This is a genomic window from Paludisphaera borealis (genome assembly GCF_001956985.1).
Lineage (GTDB): Bacteria > Planctomycetota > Planctomycetia > Isosphaerales > Isosphaeraceae > Paludisphaera > Paludisphaera borealis.
Genome location: NZ_CP019082.1, coordinates 3,093,280 through 3,111,556, shown reverse-complemented (window position 1 = coordinate 3,111,556; position 18,277 = coordinate 3,093,280). Strand labels below are relative to the sequence as shown.

At 64.9% G+C, this 18,277-nt stretch carries 9 protein-coding genes; 6 read left to right on the top strand and 3 right to left on the bottom strand.

What is annotated here, in order from left to right:
- Nucleotides 1–107 precede the first annotated feature (107 nt).
- The 4 genes from BSF38_RS12005 to BSF38_RS11990 all read left to right on the top strand — a co-directional run bounded on the left by BSF38_RS12005 (nucleotide 108) and on the right by BSF38_RS11990 (nucleotide 9,554).
- A complete protein-coding gene (locus BSF38_RS12005) occupies nucleotides 108–2,150 on the top strand; it encodes a hypothetical protein (protein WP_145952086.1) in 2,043 nt (680 codons plus the stop codon).
- 345 nt (nucleotides 2,151–2,495) lie between these two features.
- Complete coding sequence (gene glgX, locus BSF38_RS12000) at nucleotides 2,496–4,727, top strand: glycogen debranching protein GlgX (RefSeq protein WP_076345887.1); 2,232 nt, start codon at nucleotides 2,496–2,498, stop codon at nucleotides 4,725–4,727.
- Between the two features lie 75 nt (nucleotides 4,728–4,802).
- Nucleotides 4,803–7,916 (top strand): malto-oligosyltrehalose synthase, encoded by a 3,114-nt coding sequence (gene treY / locus BSF38_RS11995; protein ID WP_210405714.1) that lies wholly within the window; start codon nucleotides 4,803–4,805, stop codon nucleotides 7,914–7,916.
- 66 nt (nucleotides 7,917–7,982) lie between these two features.
- A complete protein-coding gene (locus BSF38_RS11990) occupies nucleotides 7,983–9,554 on the top strand; it encodes a sulfatase family protein (RefSeq protein ID WP_076345885.1) in 1,572 nt (523 codons plus the stop codon).
- A gap of 18 nt (nucleotides 9,555–9,572) precedes the next feature.
- Here the strand turns inward: BSF38_RS11990 and treZ are convergent, their stop codons facing one another.
- Nucleotides 9,573–11,570 carry a malto-oligosyltrehalose trehalohydrolase gene (gene treZ / locus BSF38_RS11985; protein ID WP_083713861.1) on the bottom strand — a complete coding sequence of 666 codons (1,998 nt, stop codon included), beginning with the start codon at nucleotides 11,568–11,570 and terminating at the stop codon, nucleotides 9,573–9,575.
- A 195-nt stretch (nucleotides 11,571–11,765) separates the two neighbouring features.
- On the opposite strand from treZ, the gene BSF38_RS11980 reads away from it, so the two are divergent.
- Nucleotides 11,766–13,124, top strand: a complete 1,359-nt coding sequence (locus tag BSF38_RS11980) for a hypothetical protein (RefSeq protein WP_145952085.1) — start codon at nucleotides 11,766–11,768, stop codon at nucleotides 13,122–13,124.
- Nucleotides 13,125–13,327: 203 nt separating this feature from the next.
- Here the strand turns inward: BSF38_RS11980 and BSF38_RS11975 are convergent, their stop codons facing one another.
- The gene (locus tag BSF38_RS11975) at nucleotides 13,328–14,041 is read right to left on the bottom strand and encodes an Npun_F0296 family exosortase-dependent surface protein (RefSeq protein ID WP_076345879.1); all 714 of its coding nucleotides are present in this window, start codon (nucleotides 14,039–14,041) and stop codon (nucleotides 13,328–13,330) included.
- Nucleotides 14,042–14,351: 310 nt separating this feature from the next.
- On the opposite strand from BSF38_RS11975, the gene BSF38_RS11970 reads away from it, so the two are divergent.
- Nucleotides 14,352–14,606, top strand: coding sequence for a hypothetical protein (locus tag BSF38_RS11970; RefSeq protein ID WP_076345877.1), 255 nt, complete (start codon nucleotides 14,352–14,354; stop codon nucleotides 14,604–14,606).
- Nucleotides 14,607–14,631: 25 nt separating this feature from the next.
- On the opposite strand, the gene BSF38_RS11965 is transcribed toward BSF38_RS11970, so the two are convergent.
- Nucleotides 14,632–17,487, bottom strand: coding sequence for an ATP-dependent DNA helicase RecQ (locus tag BSF38_RS11965; RefSeq protein WP_076345875.1), 2,856 nt, complete (start codon nucleotides 17,485–17,487; stop codon nucleotides 14,632–14,634).
- Nucleotides 17,488–18,277 lie beyond the last annotated feature (790 nt).

Here is an 18,277-nt window from a genome sequence, read left to right as displayed (position 1 = left end):
CGACGATCTCGTTTGCGAGCCCGCTCGCGCCGGGCCGGTATCGGATCGTACTCGCCGGGGGGGATAGGTCGCTCTCGCGACTTCTCGATGATGGATCGTGGAACTACATGGAGGACCAGACGCTCTCCGAGTTTCAGGTCATGGGCAAGGCGCCGACCCTCGACGACGCCGTCGACCTGGGCGCGATAGGGTCGAACATCCAGACCATCCCGGGGTACTTGGATATACGAGGGGGCACTGGCGTCACGCTCTACAAGATTACACTCGGGACGAATCAGCCGCTTTGGCGGCTGGGATTGCAACTCGACGCCCAGAGGATCGGAAGCACGCTCCAGGCCGCGATCACGCTCTTCGATCAACAGGGGCGAGCGCTGAAGGCCAGCGACTCCGGCACGGGACTGGGAACGCTTGTGGGCGATCCCTACATGTTCTCGGCGCTCAAACCCGGCGTTTACTACGTCGGGATTTCCGGAGTCGGAAACCTGGGTGGGCAACCCGGGGGTTACGATCCGAGGACCGGTGAACCCGGCATCTCGTCCCGATCTCAGACCGGCGGGCCTTTCCATCTTGAAGTCGTCGCCGATCCGCTCACTTCGTCTACGGAGGTCACCGGGTTCGAATTGCAGCGGGACGACTCGACGTCGGCGAGCCCGACCGGGTTCACGATCTCCTTCTCCGACGCTATCGATCCGAATAGCTTGCAGGGAGATTCTCTTTACGTCCGGGATCAGCAGGGGCAGCTCTTCCCGGTGTTTCTTGGGCCAGTGGCGGATGCCCGATTCGGCAAGCTTACATTCTACTTTTCACAGCCGCTCACGCCTGGCGAGTACAGCCTGGTCGTCCCGCGGGAGGGTGGGCTGACCAACCTGATCGGCCTGACGCCCGTCGCCGCCGACCTTCCGGCTGATGTACTGGCGACCTGGACGATCCAGGCACCTCCCGCCGGGACGTCTGGGGATGGCGGCGGAATCCCGTTGGGGCTTACCAGGCTCCACGACAACGTCGTCGGCGCGGTTGGAACGGCCGTCCTTGCCAGCGGCGGCGACATCACCTATCGGTTCATAGTTCCCCTCGGCGGCACCGCCTCGCTCACAACGGACGTCTCGATAGGCACGCTTCGGGCGCAATTGGTGAAAGACGATGGTACGGTGGTCATCGAGTCCGACCCCGACGGTCGTTTCAACACGCCCCTCGCACCGGGCGTGTACGTGCTGAGATTGAGCGCGGTCGGTCCGGAGTCCGTGGCTTTCGGCTGGCAGCTGCAAGTCGACCTGAACGAGGCGTTCCAAATCGGCAACGCCGTGGGGTCGGCGGGGGCGCTCAGCTTGCGGATGGGTGGAGCGGTGACGCCGGACGCCTACGGCAGTCCGATGGGCTCGGGAGGGCCGGCTCCGTTCTCCACCGTGGCGGGACCGGTCTCGATCAGCACGCTGCCGTCGAGTTTCACGGTGACGGTCGGCGCGGCGTTGGTCGGACGACCTTCGGCGCGGAATGACGCGTTCTCGGTCGTCGGTCCGACCGTTTCCGGCGGGCTCCTCGCCTTGGCCGACAGCAGCCGGGGCCTGATCGCGGGAATCCTCCCCGCCGCGGCGTATGGCGACGATGGTCAGATTCGCAGTCCCGACGGCTTGCTCGTAAAGAAGGATACGAGCGAGAAGCAGTCGAACCTCACAGAGCCAGGAACCTTGGACGACGAACTCCGGCGCACCGACGGCGAGGAGCAAGGCGTACAGGCCGACGCTCTGGCGTTGCTCGAAGCCGATCGCCTGGCGGAAGCCGCGCGGAGCGTCAGCCCTTGGCTGTTCCGAGGCGTCGAGGACGGTCTGGAAGCCCTCGCGAACGGCAGCTGGCTCGACTCGATGGTGCTCGCCCGCACCGGGGGGGGCGATGGCGTTCCGGACGAAGCGGCCCGAGGCGACGACGAGCACTCCGGCCAGGTCGAGCGCGCGACCTTGGGCGTACCGATCAGCCTGGTCGTGGCGGCGGCCGCGGCCTTCCGTTTCCGCCAACTCTCCCGCAAGTGGTGGTGCCAGTCTCCGTCCAAAGCCAAGCCGACGAAGTCGCCCCAGCCGTCGCTCTGGCGCGGGCCGAGGTTCATGGTTCCTCCCCATAGCCGCACAAGTCGGTCGCGAACCTCCCACCACGTCTGAACGGCGCATGCGGTACTTGGCGAGCAGGGGGGCGTCTCCCCTGCCTTCGCCTGCGGTTTCGTGAACGGGGAGCCTCCGCTCCCCGTTCTTATTTCACGATCTCGGTCGTCGAGCATCGCGCCAAGACGCAGGGCGCTTCGCACTCGCCGCCCTCCCAGGCGTCGCGTCAAGTCGTCGATAGCCACGACGCCTGTGGGATCGGAATCGAAGCCGCCACGTGCCATGCGCTTGGTACGCGATTTGCTGGTGATTCATCGCCGCGTCCCGGAAGTCGACACCAGCAACGGTGCTGGAGCCCGGGCTCCCACCACTTCCGCGGGCACACCATCCTCGGGGTTATTTTCCATGCGCGTCTGGCCTGGCCGACCTTTCCCACTTGGAGCGACCTGGGACGGAGCCGGAGTGAATTTCAGTCTGTTCGCGGAGAACGCGACTCGGGTCGAACTCTGCTTGTTCGACGGTCCCGACGACGTGAAGGAGTCGGCGACCTTTCCGTTGCAGGAGCAGACTTCCCGGGTCTGGCACAGCTACTTTCCGGACATCATCCCCGGCCAGCTCTATGGTTACCGGGTGCATGGTCCTTATGAGCCGCAGAACGGACATCGGTTCAATCCGCACAAGATTCTTCTCGATCCCTACGCCAAGGCGATCGGCCGCGACGTGAAGTGGGACGATTCGCTGTTCGGCTACCAGCTCCAGAGTCCCGACGCCGACCTGAGCTTCGACGACCGCGACAGCGCGGCGTTCGCACCTCTGGCCGCCGTGGCTGACACCTCGTTCACCTGGGGCGACGACCGGCCCCCCTTGACTCCCTGGCACAAGACGTTCATCTACGAACTGCACGTCAAGGGGTTCACAAAGCTCATGCCGGAGGTCCCGGAGAAGCTTCGCGGGACGTACGCCGGCATCGCCTCCGAGGCGGCGATCCAGCATCTGCTCAGTCTCGGGGTCACGGCCGTCGAGCTGCTGCCCATCCATTATTATATCGACGATCGATTCCTGATCGATCGCGGCCAGGTGAATTACTGGGGATACAACACGCTGGGCTTCTTCGCGCCCGAACCGAGGTACGCGACGACTCCCGATCCGCAGACGGCGGTGCGCGACTTCAAGATGATGGTGAGGTCGCTGCACGCGGCGGGGATCGAAGTGATTCTCGACGTCGTCTACAACCACACGGCCGAGGGCAATCAACTCGGCCCCACGCTCTCGTTCCGCGGCATCGACGACGTGAGCTATTATCGGCTCGCCCCCGACCCGCGGTATTACATGGATTTCACCGGCTGCGGCAATACGTTCAACATGAGCCATCCGCAGGTTCTGCAATTGATCATGGACAGCCTGCGGTACTGGGTGGTCGACATGCACGTCGACGGCTTTCGGTTCGACCTCGCCAGCACGCTGGCCCGCGAGCTGTACGAGGTCGATCGCCTGGGCGCCTTCTTCGACATCATCCATCAAGACCCGATCCTATCGCAGGTCAAGCTGATCGCCGAACCCTGGGACGTGGGGCCCGGCGGCTATCAGGTCGGCTACTTCCCGGTTCTATGGACCGAGTGGAACGGCAAGTACCGCGACAACGTCCGCCGATTCTGGAAGGGAGACGGCGGCACGGTCTCGGAGTTCGCCTCCCGGCTGGCGGGGTCGAGCGACCTGTATCAGCAGACCGGCCGCGCGCCGTACGCGAGCATAAATTTCATCACCTGCCACGACGGCTTCTCGCTCGAGGACCTCGTCTCCTACAACGAGAAGCACAACGAGGCCAACGGCGAGGAGAACCGCGACGGCGCGGGCAACAACGACAGTTGGAACGGCGGCGTCGAGGGACCGACCGACGATCCCGGAATTCTGGCCCTTCGCAGCCGCCAGAAGCGGAACTTCCTGACCACGCTGATGCTCTCGCAGGGCGTCCCCATGCTACTCGCCGGCGACGAGATCGGCCACACTCAGCACGGTAACAACAACACCTACTGTCAGGACAACGAACTGACCTGGCTCAACTGGGAACTGAACGACGCGCAGCGCGACTTCCTCGGATTCACCCAGACCCTCTCCCAACTCTGGCGTGAACATCCCGTCTTTCAGCGTCGCAAGTTCTTCCAGGGTCGGGCCCTTCGAGGCTCTGACATCAAGGACATCTCGTTCCTGGAGCCGACGGGAACCGAGATGACCGACGACGACTGGAACCGCGGCTACGTCAAGTGCCTGGGCGTGCGACTGGCCGGCGACATCATCGACGACGTCGACGAGCGCGGCGAGCCGATCGTCGACGACACCGCGCTGATCTTACTCAACGCCCATCACGAAGCCATCCCGTTCACCTTGCCCGAGACCAAGCCCGATCAAATCTGGGAGCGTTCGATCGACACTTACGACGACGTACAGGAAACGGTCGCTTGCAAGGGGGGCGCGGTGTACAATCTGCGCGATCGATCGATGGTTGTTTTCCTGACGAGAGATACGACGGAGACTCAGCCGCTTGTCTCGCGATCGCAAGCCGAGGCGCTGCGCCGCGAGGCGAGGAAGCCGTCGCCGCCGGTGCCGTCGTCGCAGCGGACGCCGTCCCGCGAAGTCTGATGGCCTTCGCGCTGGCGCGTTCTACGATTCGATTCGCCCGCGACCGGACGACCCAAATGAATTGGGAGTAAAAATATGGAAACGCCAGCAGGCGCCCCCGCCTCGGCGGCCGCGCCGAGCATGACGCTCGACGAGTCCGCGAACCGCGACGCTCAGGTCGGCTACGTCAAGGAATTGCTCACCGCCGCGCTCGACGAGATCGGCCGGCGGCGGGTCGTGCCCACGGCCACTTATCGCTTCCAGTTCCACGCCGGTTTCAAGTTCCGCGACGCGCAGGCCGTTGTCCCTTACCTCGCGAAGCTGGGGATCACCGAATGTTACGCCTCACCCTATCTGAAAGCCGCGCCCGGGAGCACCCACGGCTACGACATCACCGATCATAGCCAGCTCAATCCCGAGATCGGGACCGAGGCCGAGCACGCCGAACTTCTGGAGACCCTGCGCGCGCACGGCCTCGGCCTGATCCTCGACGTGGTGCCCAACCACATGGGGATACTCGGCAACGAGAATCCCTGGTGGAACGACGTGCTGGAAAACGGCCAGGCGTCGATCTTCGCCGGGCGGTTTGACATCGACTGGGCTGCTCCGACCCGTCCCGAGAATCGAGGACGCGTGCTGCTGCCGTTCCTCGGCGGCCTCTACGGCGAGGTTCTCGAACAGGGTGAGCTGCGGCTCGGTCAGGACGCCGGCGCATTCCATATCCAGTATCATGAGCATCGGTTTCCGCTCGATCCCCACAGCTATCAGGCGATTCTCGAGCCCGCGATCGAGCCGATCACCTCGGCTCTCGGCGTCGACGATCCCGGCGCGCTGGAGTTCCAGAGCATCCTCACGGCCTCGCGCAACTTGCCGGCTCACAATGAGACTGATCCGGCCCGAGTCGCCGAGCGGAACCGCGAGAAGGAGATCGTCAAGCGACGGCTCTCGGCCCTCCTGAACGAGCAGCCGGCGATCGCCGAGGCCGTATCGGCGGTCCTCGAAACGCTCAACGGCGCGCCCGGCGATCCGCGCAGCTTCGACGCGCTCGACGCGCTGCTTGAAGCGCAGCCGTACCGACTCGCTTACTGGCGTGTAGCCTCTGACGAGATCAACTACCGGCGGTTCTTCGACATCAACGCCCTGGTCGCCCTCCGCGCCGACCGTTACGAAGTCGTCCGCGCGACCCATCAGTTCGTGCTCGAGATCGTGGCGAGCCACGGCGCGATCGGCCTGCGGATCGACCATCCCGATGGTCTGCTCGACCCGCTCACCTATCTCCAGCGGCTTCAGGAGACGTTCGTCCTGCTTACCGCCCGGCGCCGACACGAAGAGGGCCCGAGCCCCGAGAGTCCGCCGTGGGCCGAGGTCGAGCCGCTGCTTCGCGAGCTGACGGCCGCGTCGGCGCCGGGGCCCGGATGGCCCCCTTGGTTGTATGTGGTCGTCGAGAAGATCCTCGGCTTCGACGAGTCGCTCCCCGAAGACTGGCCGACGCACGGAACGTCCGGCTACGACGCGCTCAACCGGATCAACGGCCTCTTCGTCGATACGTCGAACGCCAGCCGGTTCACGCGACAGTACCACGAGCTGATCGGCGACGACACGACCTACAAGGACCTCGTCTACGCCAAGAAGGAACTCATCATGGAGGCTTCGCTCTCCAGCGAGCTTCACGTGCTGGCGTACCATCTTGAACGGATCGCGCTGCGCGATCGCCGGGCCCGCGATTTCACTCACAACGCGCTGCGGACCGCGCTGCGCGAGGTGATCGCGGCGTTCCCGGTCTATCGCAGCTACATCACGCGGACTCATGTCGGCGAACGCGACCGCGAGCTGGTGGGACGCGCTGTCCGCACGGCCATCCGGCGCAATCCGCTCATCAGCCGCTCGGTCTTCGAATTCCAGCGTCGGGTGCTGCTCGACCGGTCGGAAACTCCTGAGGTCTTGACGGAGAACGAACCTGAACAGGTCGATTTCGCCGGCAAGTTTCAGCAGGTCACCGCGCCGGTCACGGCCAAGGGGATCGAGGATACGACGTTTTATATCTACAATCGCCTGACCTCGCTCAACGAGGTCGGGGGCGAACCCGACCGCTTTGGCGCATCGCCGGCCTCGCTCCACAAATGGAACGCGTGGCGGGCTCGTCGCTTTCCGTACGCGCTCTCCGCCCTGTCGACGCACGACACCAAGCGGAGCGAAGACGTCCGCGCTCGGATCAACGTGCTTTCGGAGATCCCCGACGCCTGGTTCGACGCCTTCGTGAGGTGGTCGGAGCTGAACATCCGCCATCGCGCCCAGGTCGACGACGCGGGCGTCCCCGAGCACAACGAGGAGTACCTGCTCTATCAAACACTACTGGGCGCCTGGCCCACCGACGAAATGGACGCCGCCGCGTTCGACGACTTCCGCGACCGCATTCGGGCGTACATGGCCAAGGCGATCCATGAGGCGAAGGTTCACACGAGCTGGCAGAACCCGAACGAGGAGTACGACGCGGCCGTCGACAAGTTCATCGTCGCGATCCTAGACCGATCGAAGAACGCCGCGTTTTTCAAGGACTTCCTCCCGTTCCAGCGGATGATCAGTCGCCACGGCCGGATCAACGGACTCGCGCAGACCCTGCTGAAGCTCACCATGCCCGGCGTGCCCGACACGTATCAAGGAACCGAGATCTGGGACTTCAGCCTCGTCGATCCGGACAACCGGCGCCCCGTCGACTACGCCCGAAGGGCCGAGATGCTCGACGAACTTTCCCGCCGCCACGACGCCGCGGGCGACGATCGCGCCGGGCTGGCCCGCGAGCTTTCGGCCGGGCCCGCCGACGGCCGAGCCAAGCTCTACGTCAACTGGCGCGCCCTTCACGCCCGCAAGCGGTCGCCCGAGTTGTTCGCGATCGGTGAATATCGCGCCCTGGCGGCCGTCGGTCGTTGCGAGGCCTCGCTGTTCGCGTTCCATCGCAGCCACGGCTCGGAGTCGGCGATCATCGCCGCGCCTCGGCTGAGCACCCGCCTCGCCTTCGACGGCGACCTCCCCGTGGGGCCAGAGGTCTGGGGCGATTCGACTCTGCAACTGCCAGGAATCGAACCGGGAATTCGATATCAGGATGCGTTTACGGGATCGATCGTCACAAGCTCCGTCCGCGATGGGACGACCGTGCTGGCCGCCGGTGAAGTCTTCGCCCACTTCCCGGTCGCGTTGCTGGTGGAGACCTGACTCGGCCCTTGTATAATCGGCGGACTCCTGTCGCCGCGAGTCCATCCGAGATCGAGGTACGCGCTGATGATCCAGATTCCGCCCGGCGTCCGCCGCTCGTTGATTCTCGCCCTGGCCGTGCTTTCGCCCGCACTCTCGGCGGTTGCGAACGAGCCCGGACGACGCCCCAATATTCTGTTCATCTTCTCGGACGATCATGCGTATCAGGCGGTAAGCGCTTACAGCGATCCTCGCGCGCTGTTGAACACGCCGAACATCGATCGGCTGGCGAAGGAAGGGGTACGGTTCGACCGCTGCCTCGTTCCGAACTCGATCTGCGGGCCGAGCCGGGCCTCGGTGCTCACTGGCCAGTACAGCCACATCAACGGCTTCTACAACAACACCAACAGCCGGTTCGACGGCGGCCGGACGACGTTCCCGAAGCTGCTGAAGGGGGCGGGATACCAGACGGCCGTCGTCGGCAAATGGCATCTCGGATCGGACCCGACGGGCTTCGACTACTGGTGCATCCTGCCGGGGCAGGGGATCTACTACGATCCGCCGATGATCGAGCAGGGCAAGACCGCCCGCCGCGACGGTTACGTCACCGACGTCATCACCGACGTCTCGCTTGACTGGCTGAAGAACCGCGACCGCTCGAAGCCGTTCTTGCTGATGTGTCAGCACAAGGCGCCGCATCGCCGGTGGTCGCCCGCCGTGCGGCATCTGGGGCATGACCGCGACCGTCGCTATCCCGAGCCGCCGACGTTGTTCGACGACTATTCGGGCCGCGGACTCGCGGAGCGCGACCAGGACATGACGATCGCCCAGACGATGAACGACGACGATCTCAAGCTCGTCGATAGCCCCGAGCGGCTCACGCCCGACGAGCGCAAAGCTTGGGATGCGTACTACAAGCCGCGCAACGAGGCGTTTCGCAAGGCCGACCTCAAGGGCGCCGACCTGATTCGATGGAAGTACAACCGATATCTGCATGACTATCTGGGGTGCGTCAAGGGCGTCGACGAGAGCGTCGGACGGATGTTGAAATACCTTGACGACGAGGGCCTGGCCGACGACACGATTGTGGTCTATGCCTCCGATCAGGGGTTCTACCTGGGCGAACACGGGTGGTTCGACAAGCGCTGGATCTTCGAGGAATCGCTCAAGACGCCGTTCCTGGTGCGCTGGCCGGGGGTCGTCGCGGCGGGCCGCGTCGACGCGCATCTCGTCTCGATCATCGACCTCGCGCCGACTCTCCTCGAAGCCGCCGGGGTCGCCGCGCCCGCCGACGTCCAGGGGAAAAGCCTTGTCCCGATCCTCCGAGGCGAGGCCCCGACCGACTGGCGGAAGAGCTTCTATTACGAGTATTTCGAGTACCCCGAGCCGCATCACGTGCGCCCCCATCACGGGGTCGTCACCGACCGCTACAAGCTGGTAAGATTCTCGACGCCCGACCTCGACGCCTGGGAGCTGTTCGACCTTCAGAACGATCCGCGCGAGCTGCGCAACGTCTACGACGACCCCGCGAACTCCGGCGTCGTGACGGAGCTGAAGCGGGAGCTGGAACGACTTCGACGTGATCTCAAGGTCCCGGCGCAGCCTCCCCGCGCCGCGTTCGGCGACAGGCCGCTCGACGCGGCGACCAAGAAGCCGTGAAATCGACGCCGCGAGGTCTCATTCGCTTCGACGACGCGCACGAAGCGCCGGGTGGATGTCGTAGTCCTCGATCGCCGCGGTTCCCATGCCGGGGTCGTCGGGGCGGCTGGGGGCGGGGCTCGGCTTCAGGACGACGGCCGAGTGTCCGGCGATGCGCCAGGGTTGGCCGGATTCGAGCGGGGGGATGCCCGAACCGCCGTACCGGGGATGTTCGCTGAACCAGAGCACCGACCAGTCCATGCCGGGCGGCGGGGCGAGGAGCGGCTCGGTGTTGGCGGTCGGGTACAGGTCGCGGCCGAGGTTGATCACGATCAGCCGACTGTCGTCCGCGTCGCCGAAATATCGCAGCACGAACGCTTCGGGACCTATCACCGCGCCCTGGATGGACTCGGACTTCTGGGCGCGGAAGATCGGATCGTCGCGTCGTAGTTGGAGGAGGTCTTGGATGAGCAGGAATTCCGGAACGCGTCGGTAATCGGCGGGTTCTTCCAGCTTCGTCGCCAAGAAGGTCGACTCGGCGCCCGGATCGGCCAGGTAGTCGAGAAGCTCGGGATGGGTCGTGCTCCGGAACCCCGCAAGCTCCTCGCGACGCCCCTCGCAGACGGCCTTCGCTAGCTCGTCGTGGTGGTCGCTGAAGTAGAGAAACGGCCGGCGGGAGCCGAGTTCCTGCCCCTGGAAGAGCAGGGGGGTCTGCGGCGACAACAGGCAGAGGCCCATGAGCGCCCGGTATCGACCTGGACTGGTGAGGTTTATGAGCCGTAGCCCTCGCGCCGAGTTGGCTACCTGGTCATGGTTTTCGAGATAGACCAGGAAGTGCGCCGCAGGGACGCCGAACGTTGGGGTGCCCCGCCGCTTCTGCTGCCATTTCACCGTCTGGCCCTGGAACAAGAAGCCCCACTTCACGGCCGAGATCAGCTCTTGGGGCGTGCCGAGGTAGTCGCCGTAGTACGCTTCGGCTCGGCCCGTGAGCGCGACCCGGGAGGCGTGATGGAAATCGTCGTTCCAGAGGCAGTCGAGGCCGAAGCCCCCCACGCTCTCGGGGCGGATCTGCCGCACGTTCTGCGGCTCGTTCTCGGCGAAGATCAGGATCGACCTCGCGCCGGCCGCCTCGCGAGCCCGCCGGCTAATCGCGGTGATGATATGATCGGACGATGAATCGTGGATCGCTTGCGTCGCGTCGAGTCTCAGGCCGTCGAAATGGAATTCGTCGATCCAATAGCCGGCGTTGGCGATGAAGAACGCGCGCGTCGGCGTCGAGCCGGGGCCGTCGAAATTCAAGGCGTCGCCCCAACCGCTGGCTCGATCGACGTGGAGATAATCGTCGGAAAAGGCCCTGTGATAGCAGCCGTCCGGGCCGAAGTGGTTGTAGACCACGTCGAGGATCACCCCCAGGCCCAGCGCGTGGGCTCGGTCGACGAACCGCCGCGCGTCGTCCGGCTCGCCGTAAAAATGGTAGGGGGCGAACAGGTCGACCCCGTCGTACCCCCAGCCGAACGCTCCGGCGAACTCGGCCACCGGCATGAGTTCGATCGTCGTGACGCCCAGCTCGCGCAACCTGGGCAGTCGCTCGATCGCGGCGGTCCACGTCCCCTCGCGCGTGAACGAGCCGACGTGCATTTCGTAGAGCACCTGGCCCGTGAGGGTCAGTCCTTTCCAGCTCGCGTCGGTCCAGGCGAACGACGAGGGATCGACGACCTGCGACGGTCCGTGCGGCCCTTCAGGTTGGAACCGTGACGCCGGGTCAGGGAAACGGTTCTCGCCGTCCAGCCGGTAGCGATACCGCGAGCCGACGCCCGCGATCCGACTGAAGCCGGAAAAATAGCCGTCGGCTTCCGGGCTCAGCTCGAAGGTTTGCTTCGGCTCGACGATCACCTCGACTCGCCGCCGCAACGGCGCCCAGACCCGAAAGTGGACGCCGCCCCCGGGCTGAACCTCGGCTCCGACCGGCAGCCGCCGGGAAAAGCCGTGGTGGTCGGATGATCGATCAGGCGTCGTCGATCTGTCTCTGGAACTCATGACGGGCGACTCTCGAACGTCTTGATAGTCGGGCTGGATCGTGACGCCGGGGCGGCGCCCATCACTGTGCAAGTCTCGTTCCAGGGCGGCCGCTTGGCAAGAGCGCGGGCCTGGTGCGAGAATCGGGGTGGGAACCGTTCTCATCTCGCGCGGCGTTCGTCAGGGGCACGGGTCTTCGATGCATTGGAGGTCGCCATGTGTCGTTTCACCATGCGGGCCGTTCTGGTCGTCGGGTCGATGATTCTGGCCTCTGGATGTGGCGGTCCCGCGTTCGTTCAGGTCGAGACCGTGATCCGATCGGATGGATCATGCGACCGTCTGATCTGGCAGCCGAAGGGAGAGATGCTCCCCGACGACGCCCTCGCGCCGGCCTGGAACGCGCGCTGGAAAGGCGTGTCGGACGTCCTCATCCCCCCGGCGTTCTCGGCGGGAAATCAGCAGCCCGGCGACCGTGCGTATTTCCACGCGCACGGCGGTTTTCGCAGCCCGGCCGACATCCCCGCGCACTTCCTCAAGCGCGAGGCGTCGTATCCCGACGTCGGGGCCAGCGAACTGAGCCGATCGTACGAACGGAAGGATCTGGGGTTCGTCGTCGAGCATCGCTGGCGCGAGACGATCACGAACATCGTCACCCGCGAGAGCTTCCTCAAGGCGCGCGGCGAGTTTCTGGAGGTCGGCATCCCGATGCTCTGCGAGGGGATTGAACAGGTCTACGGCGATCGTTACGACGTCGCCAAAGTCGTCGCCGACGTCCGGACTCGAGGCCGTCGGTTCCTCGACGACGCGACCCTCGCCTATTACGAGATGCTGGCGAAGCACGAGGCCGAGCCCGAAAAAGAGCGCGAGATGAAGGTTCGGTTCGCGGGGGTCCTTCAGCGCCTGGGCGTCGATCTGTTCGATGAGAAGGGGAGTCTGGTCGAAAGTGACGAGGGGATGCGGCGGATCAAGGCGTTCGCGCGCGGCGTGATCAGCCAGAACTTCAAGCGTCGCGACGGCCAGCCGCTTTCCGAAGACGAGGTGCAAGCAATTCTCGAGAGCGCCTGGTCGCCTCCGCACTACGACGCCTGGGCGACGTTCACGAAGGCCCATGAAAAGGAAATCAAAACCAAGCTCGGGCCGCTCCTCTTGCGGATGACCGGTCTGTATGGTTTCCCGGGAATTTTCGCGCCGCCGGGCCCTGTATTCGCATTCACGGTCCGTCTCCCCGGCAAGATCGTCGAAGCCGAGACCAACGGCGCGATCGCCGACTCCGGCCAGGTCCGCTGGGACTTCGACGGCGCCCGGATCTTCCCAGACGGGTACGAGATGAAGGCCGTCAGCGTCGACTTCGACGAAGAGACGCAGCGCCGTTTGCTCGGTCGGGTCGTGATCGCCGATCTCGCGTCGGCCCGAGCGTATCGCGAGCTGGTGGGAGAAGAAGGAACCCTGCTCGACCTCGTCCGCCGGGCGTGTCGCGAAGGCGATATTCGGATCATCCGCGAAGCCCGGGGCGATGACGAACTGAAACGGGCGGAGCTAGCCGAGCTCAAGCAGTTCCTTCAGCTCGCTCCCTGAATCATCCGGTCGCGTCGCGATCGTCGTTTGCGCACCGGCCCATCGATCAACGCCGACAGGCGCCTCGGACTTCGGATGTCCGCGGCGCCTGGGCTCCCACCATGGCTCTTTCTATCCAGATCTCTGGAGATCACAAAGCGTCGATTCTTCTTAGGTGCAATCCACATCGAGTTTGAGAGCCGATCGGAGTCATCGACTCGGCTTCAGGCGTCGCGGCGACGACGACGAGCCACGGCCAGTCCGATGACCGAGGCGGCACCGCCCATCAACAAGGCCGAGGGTTCGGGAACGCTGTGGATGCTGTGGTTGTCCGACTCGAAGCCGGTGGCGTTCGAGTTGCTGAAGACGATCGTGTCGAAGGTCGTGCCGGCCGTGCCGAAGAAATTGACGTATGCGTAAGGCTCGCCCGTGTTGCGGTCCGCGGGCGGGTTCGGATTACCGAAGTAACCGGCGCTGAAAGCAGGAAGATCGGCACTCGTGTAGGTGCCCAGGAGAGTCCCGCCGACGCCGCCGCTGTAAAGCTGGAGCTTGTTCTGGGAGTCCACCGCCGACCACCACAGGCCGAAATAATCGGCGGGTCCGTTCAGGCTCAGGACCATCGAGCCGCCAGGTCCTCCGGCCTGTGAGCCAACCGAGATGTACTGGGTGCCGTTGGCGCCGCCGTACTGATCAGCAGAGAGGATGATAGACGAGTCGGCGGTCGCGGTGTAGGTTCCGATCGACGTCACCAAAGGCGCGTTGAGCACCCCGGTAGCCTGTGAGTTAAACGTCTCAGTGATAATGTTGGCCTGCTGCGACGACTGAACGCCGGCGGCTTCGATCGTCACGTCGATGCCGGCGAACGCCGACTGCGAACTCAGGACGGTTCCGGCGACGATGGCGGCGACGCGCAAGACGGGGGCGAAGTGCAATTTCATCTAAGAGATCCCCTATGTTGGTGCATGACTGACGAACATGAGTGGTCTGCTCACTGCACCAACTTGTATAGCTTGAGCCCCGATCTTGTGAGTCGCCGTGGCACGGTTTCATCCAAACGTGGGAGCATGTGTCGCGGAGGCATCGGCGGCGTCGCCAGGACTCCCCGTGATGGGGCGATCGCGATGATCCAGAGCCACGAACGGCGTCGTGACCAAAAGCCGTGTCCCAACCAGACTGGATCGTCGTAAGCTCGACTTCTCGGGTTTCGGGAGCGTGACGTGAACTTTGTCGCGAGGATGGGGACGCGATATGCCGCGATGGAGCGATGACGATGAGGGCGGGTGGGACCCGGCTGACGAGGTCGAGGAGGCTCCTGGTGACGACGAGGACGTCACGACGCCCTGCCCGTACTGCCGACGGCCGATCTACGATGATTCGGAACGGTGCCCCGCGTGCGCGGCATTCCTGTCCAGGGAGGACGAGCCGTATCGGAAGCCGTGGTGGCTGCTCGTCGGCGTGGCGGTCTGCCTGTACGCCGTCTATCGCTGGGTCGTCCGGTTCTGAGCGCGCCGACGCGGGAAGCGCGGACTCAGTGACCGGTCCGGCAGGCGCGGAAGAGGGGCCAGAGCGAGACCGAGGCGGCGGGCTCGGCGGGGGGCTCGCCAGCGGGATGCGAGGTCGACCAGGCGTCCCACGCGGCGATCGTCTCGGGTGGTAGGAAGGATTCGACCGCCAGTCGACGGTCGCGACGGACCATCCAGGTCAGGTGCCGAATGACCACCGCCGGATCGAGGCCGCGGATCGCCGACGCTTCGTCGATGTTGAACCCACGGTCGAGCAGCCGCCAGGTCCACTCCTCGGTCGAGACGTGCTCCGAAGCCGGCGCTTGCGTGGGCGCGACAGTTGGCGTCGGCGTCGGCGCGGGAGCCGGCCGGGGCGGCGGTTCCGGAGGCGCGATCGTGGCGGCGGCCGGGGGGGCTTCGGACTTTTCGAGGTCGCGCGGGGCGACGGTCACGGACCGGGGATTGGTCGTGATCGGCGACGTGACCGGATGGCCGGCGATCGCCTCCAGCAGGGGGGCGCCGTAGCGTTCGATGCGGGCGCGGCCGAGCCCCTTGACGTCGGCGAGATCGGCGGGCGAGGTCGGCCGCTGGCGGACCAGGGCCTCCATCGTTTGATTCGAGAAGATGCAATAGGCGGGCTGCTTCAGCTCGCGGGCCCACTGCTGACGAAGCGACTTGAGGCGCTCCCAGAGCGGATCGCCGGCGAGATCGTCGGTTTCGGACGCGCTGCTCGGCGTGGACGTATCGCGGCGACGGAGCTTATGCGCGACCTCGGCCGGAAGTCCTAGGACGAGGCCGGGCGCTTCGCGGTCGCGGAGCCATTCCCAGCCTGCTTCGCTGAGCGCGATCACCGGCTTGAAGCGGTCGACGGCCTGGCTCTCGATCAGACCGACGGCGCTCAGCGCTTCGACGACGTCGGCGATCTCCTTGTGGGTGAGGCCGCTGTGTTTGAGGATGCCGAAAGTGCTCAGTTGGTGGAGGCCGCCGCGCGTCATCCGCTCGGAGTCGGAGCCGGCGAGCATCTGGGCGACGGTCGTCTTGCCGAACCGTCCTTTCGCCCGGGCGACGCCCGAGAGGATCTTCTGGATCACCTCGCGGCTCTCTTGCGTGTCGATGGGCGTTGCGGACGACCGGGAGGACGAGCCATCGAGGTCGGCGTTGCAGTTGTCGCAGCCGTCGCAACGTTCCGACAGGCTGGCCTTCTCGCCGAAGTAGCTGAGGATCAGCGATCGCCGGCAGATGGTGCTGAGCGCGTACTGGGTCATCCGGTCGAGCTTGTCGTACTCGTGCCGCTTTCGCTTTTCGAGCTTCGTAAAGTCGATTTCGACGTTGCGGGCCTTGCGGGCCCGGTCGACGACGCGGATCGCCGTGCCGCGGAACGGCGGGATGTAGTCGATCGGCAGCTCGGCGACCAGCGACTTGATCGCCCGGTTCAATGCGGTTCGATCCAGGCCCAGGGCGGTGGCGATCTCGTCGGGCCGGAAGTAGCAGGGCTCTCCCACGCGACCTCGGCTCATCGCCTCCAGGCCCGCGAGGACGGCCCGGCGCACATGCGCCTGGGGGCCGAGCTGATCGGCCAGGCCGGCGAGATTCTCTTCGGAATCGACGTTGAACCGGACGATCGCCATGTTCTCGCGCGGGGCGAACTTTTCGATCGCGCCGCTGGCGTCGAGGATCTTGAGGATCGCGCCCACGGCCGACTCGTTGAGGTTGACGCCCGACTCCTCGCGGATCTCGGCGTGGGTCATCTGGATCGGGTCGTCGTCGCGGCGGCGGAGGAATTCATAGACCTGGTGGACCGCCGAGATCGGCGGATACTCATTGTCGATGAACATTTCCTGAAGCCGCCGATCACCGGCCGAGAACAGCAGCACGCAGGTCGAAGGCAGGCCGTCGCGGCCCGCGCGGCCGGCCTCCTGGTAGTAGGCCTCAAGGGTGCCGGGCATGTTGAAGTGGACGACCGAGCGGATGTCGGCCTTGTCCACGCCCATGCCGAAGGCGTTGGTGGCGACGACGACGTCGGCGTCGCCGTGCATGAACGATTCCTGCGAGCTGTTCCTCGCCTCGCGTTCGAGGCCCGCGTGGTAGACGACCACCTCGCGGCGCAACTGCTTGGCGACGTAGTCGGCCACCATCTCGCAGCGGGCGCGGCTTGACGCGTAGATGACCGAGGGTCCTGGATTGCGTTCGAGGACCCGGCGCAGCTCTTCGAGCTTCGCCTCGTCGCGCGCGGTCTTGGCGACGGCGTATCGCAGGTTGGGACGGTCGAACCCGGTGATGAAGAACCCGGGGTCGCGGAGGTCGAGCTGGGCGGCGATGTCGCGGCGGACGTTGTCGGTGGCGGTGGCCGTCAAGGCGATGCAAGGGGGTGAACCGAGCTGGCGGCGGGCCTCGCCCAGCCGCGCGTAGTCGGGCCGGAAATCGTGCCCCCACTGGCTGATGCAATGCGCCTCGTCGATGGCCATGAGCGCGGGCTGGAGCCGGGCCATCATGGACGTGAATCGCGAACTGCGGAACCGCTCGGGCGCGACGTACACCAGGTCGTAGATCCCGGCCTCGATCTCGGCCATGCGCTGCCGCTGTTCGCCAAGGTCGAGCGTGCTGTTGAGCAGCGTGGCGTGGATGCCGCGCTGGTTGAGCGCGTCGACCTGATCCTTCATCAGGGCGATGAGCGGGCTGACGACCAGGGTCACGCCGGGCGACACCACGGCCGGCAGTTGATAGCAGAGGCTCTTGCCTCCTCCGGTGGGCATGACGCAGAGGACGTCGCGACCGCCCAAGACCTGCTCGATCACCTCGCGCTGGCCGGGCCGGAATTGCTGGAGCCCGAAGCGCTCATGGAGGGCTGCCTCAAGACCGACCGGGTCGTTGACGAGACTCATGGACAAGGCACCCCGCCGCGCTGGCCCGCTGGAAACACACCTGCCTCCATTATACGGATGAACCCCTCCACGCGGCAGGCCCTTGCCGGGAAGCCACTCGAGGTCGCCGCGACGCCGCGTCTCGGATCATGCGAAAACATTGGAGATGGGCCGAAACTTCATGGTCTTTTTAATTGACAAGTGCATTTTGAGCTAGTAGCCTGTGAAATGTCGTTGCTCGTCCACGACAGGCTGGGTAACGCATCGGCTATGGCAGCCCTGCTCGGACCCCTGGAGTCCGATCGGGGCTTTTTGTTTTTTTACCAGACTTCGATTGCAGGCGGACGCGGACGGTCGATTTTGGGCACAATCTTTGCTGAAGGCTGATACGCCTTCCAATGGGTTTTCCGAAGAACGAGCCGGTCTTCCTCTCATGTCGCGGATTCAAGTGGTTTTCCGTCTGGATTTATGACAATGACCTTCGACAGCAAAGCTCTCGCCCTCAATGTTGCCAAGACAAAGATGGAAATCTTGCTTTTTCGCGAAGCAAGGAGGTGCAGCGATGCTTGTGTCACGCCGCCGAATCGACCCCTTTTCGCAAACTGTTGACCCCACTCGCTACTTCGCTTCGCACTGAGGCAAGGCCGCTCACATCACTTTCGACGCATGTCGAGTTCTGCTCAATAGCCAGGACCTGCTGCATCGAGATTATGCAAACGATGGTTCATTCTCCTCCCCGAAACGTCGAATGAACGATTTCCCATCGAATTTCTGAACACAAGGTCGTTTTCTCTTTCGACCGACTCTCACC

Excerpts from the sequence above, each read along its gene's own strand:
- BSF38_RS12005 (WP_145952086.1), top strand. The coding sequence starts at position 108 with ATGGAGGACCAGACGCTCTCCGAGTTTCAGGTCATGGGCAAGGCGCCG.
- treY (WP_210405714.1), top strand. The coding sequence starts at position 4,803 with ATGGAAACGCCAGCAGGCGCCCCCGCCTCGGCGGCCGCGCCGAGCATG.
- BSF38_RS11980 (WP_145952085.1), top strand. The coding sequence starts at position 11,766 with ATGTGTCGTTTCACCATGCGGGCCGTTCTGGTCGTCGGGTCGATGATT.
- BSF38_RS11990 (WP_076345885.1), top strand. The coding sequence starts at position 7,983 with ATGATCCAGATTCCGCCCGGCGTCCGCCGCTCGTTGATTCTCGCCCTG.
- treZ (WP_083713861.1), bottom strand. The coding sequence starts at position 11,570 with ATGAGTTCCAGAGACAGATCGACGACGCCTGATCGATCATCCGACCAC.
- BSF38_RS11965 (WP_076345875.1), bottom strand. The coding sequence starts at position 17,487 with ATGAGTCTCGTCAACGACCCGGTCGGTCTTGAGGCAGCCCTCCATGAG.
- glgX (WP_076345887.1), top strand. The coding sequence starts at position 2,496 with ATGCGCGTCTGGCCTGGCCGACCTTTCCCACTTGGAGCGACCTGGGAC.
- BSF38_RS11970 (WP_076345877.1), top strand. The coding sequence starts at position 14,352 with ATGCCGCGATGGAGCGATGACGATGAGGGCGGGTGGGACCCGGCTGAC.
- BSF38_RS11975 (WP_076345879.1), bottom strand. The coding sequence starts at position 14,041 with ATGAAATTGCACTTCGCCCCCGTCTTGCGCGTCGCCGCCATCGTCGCC.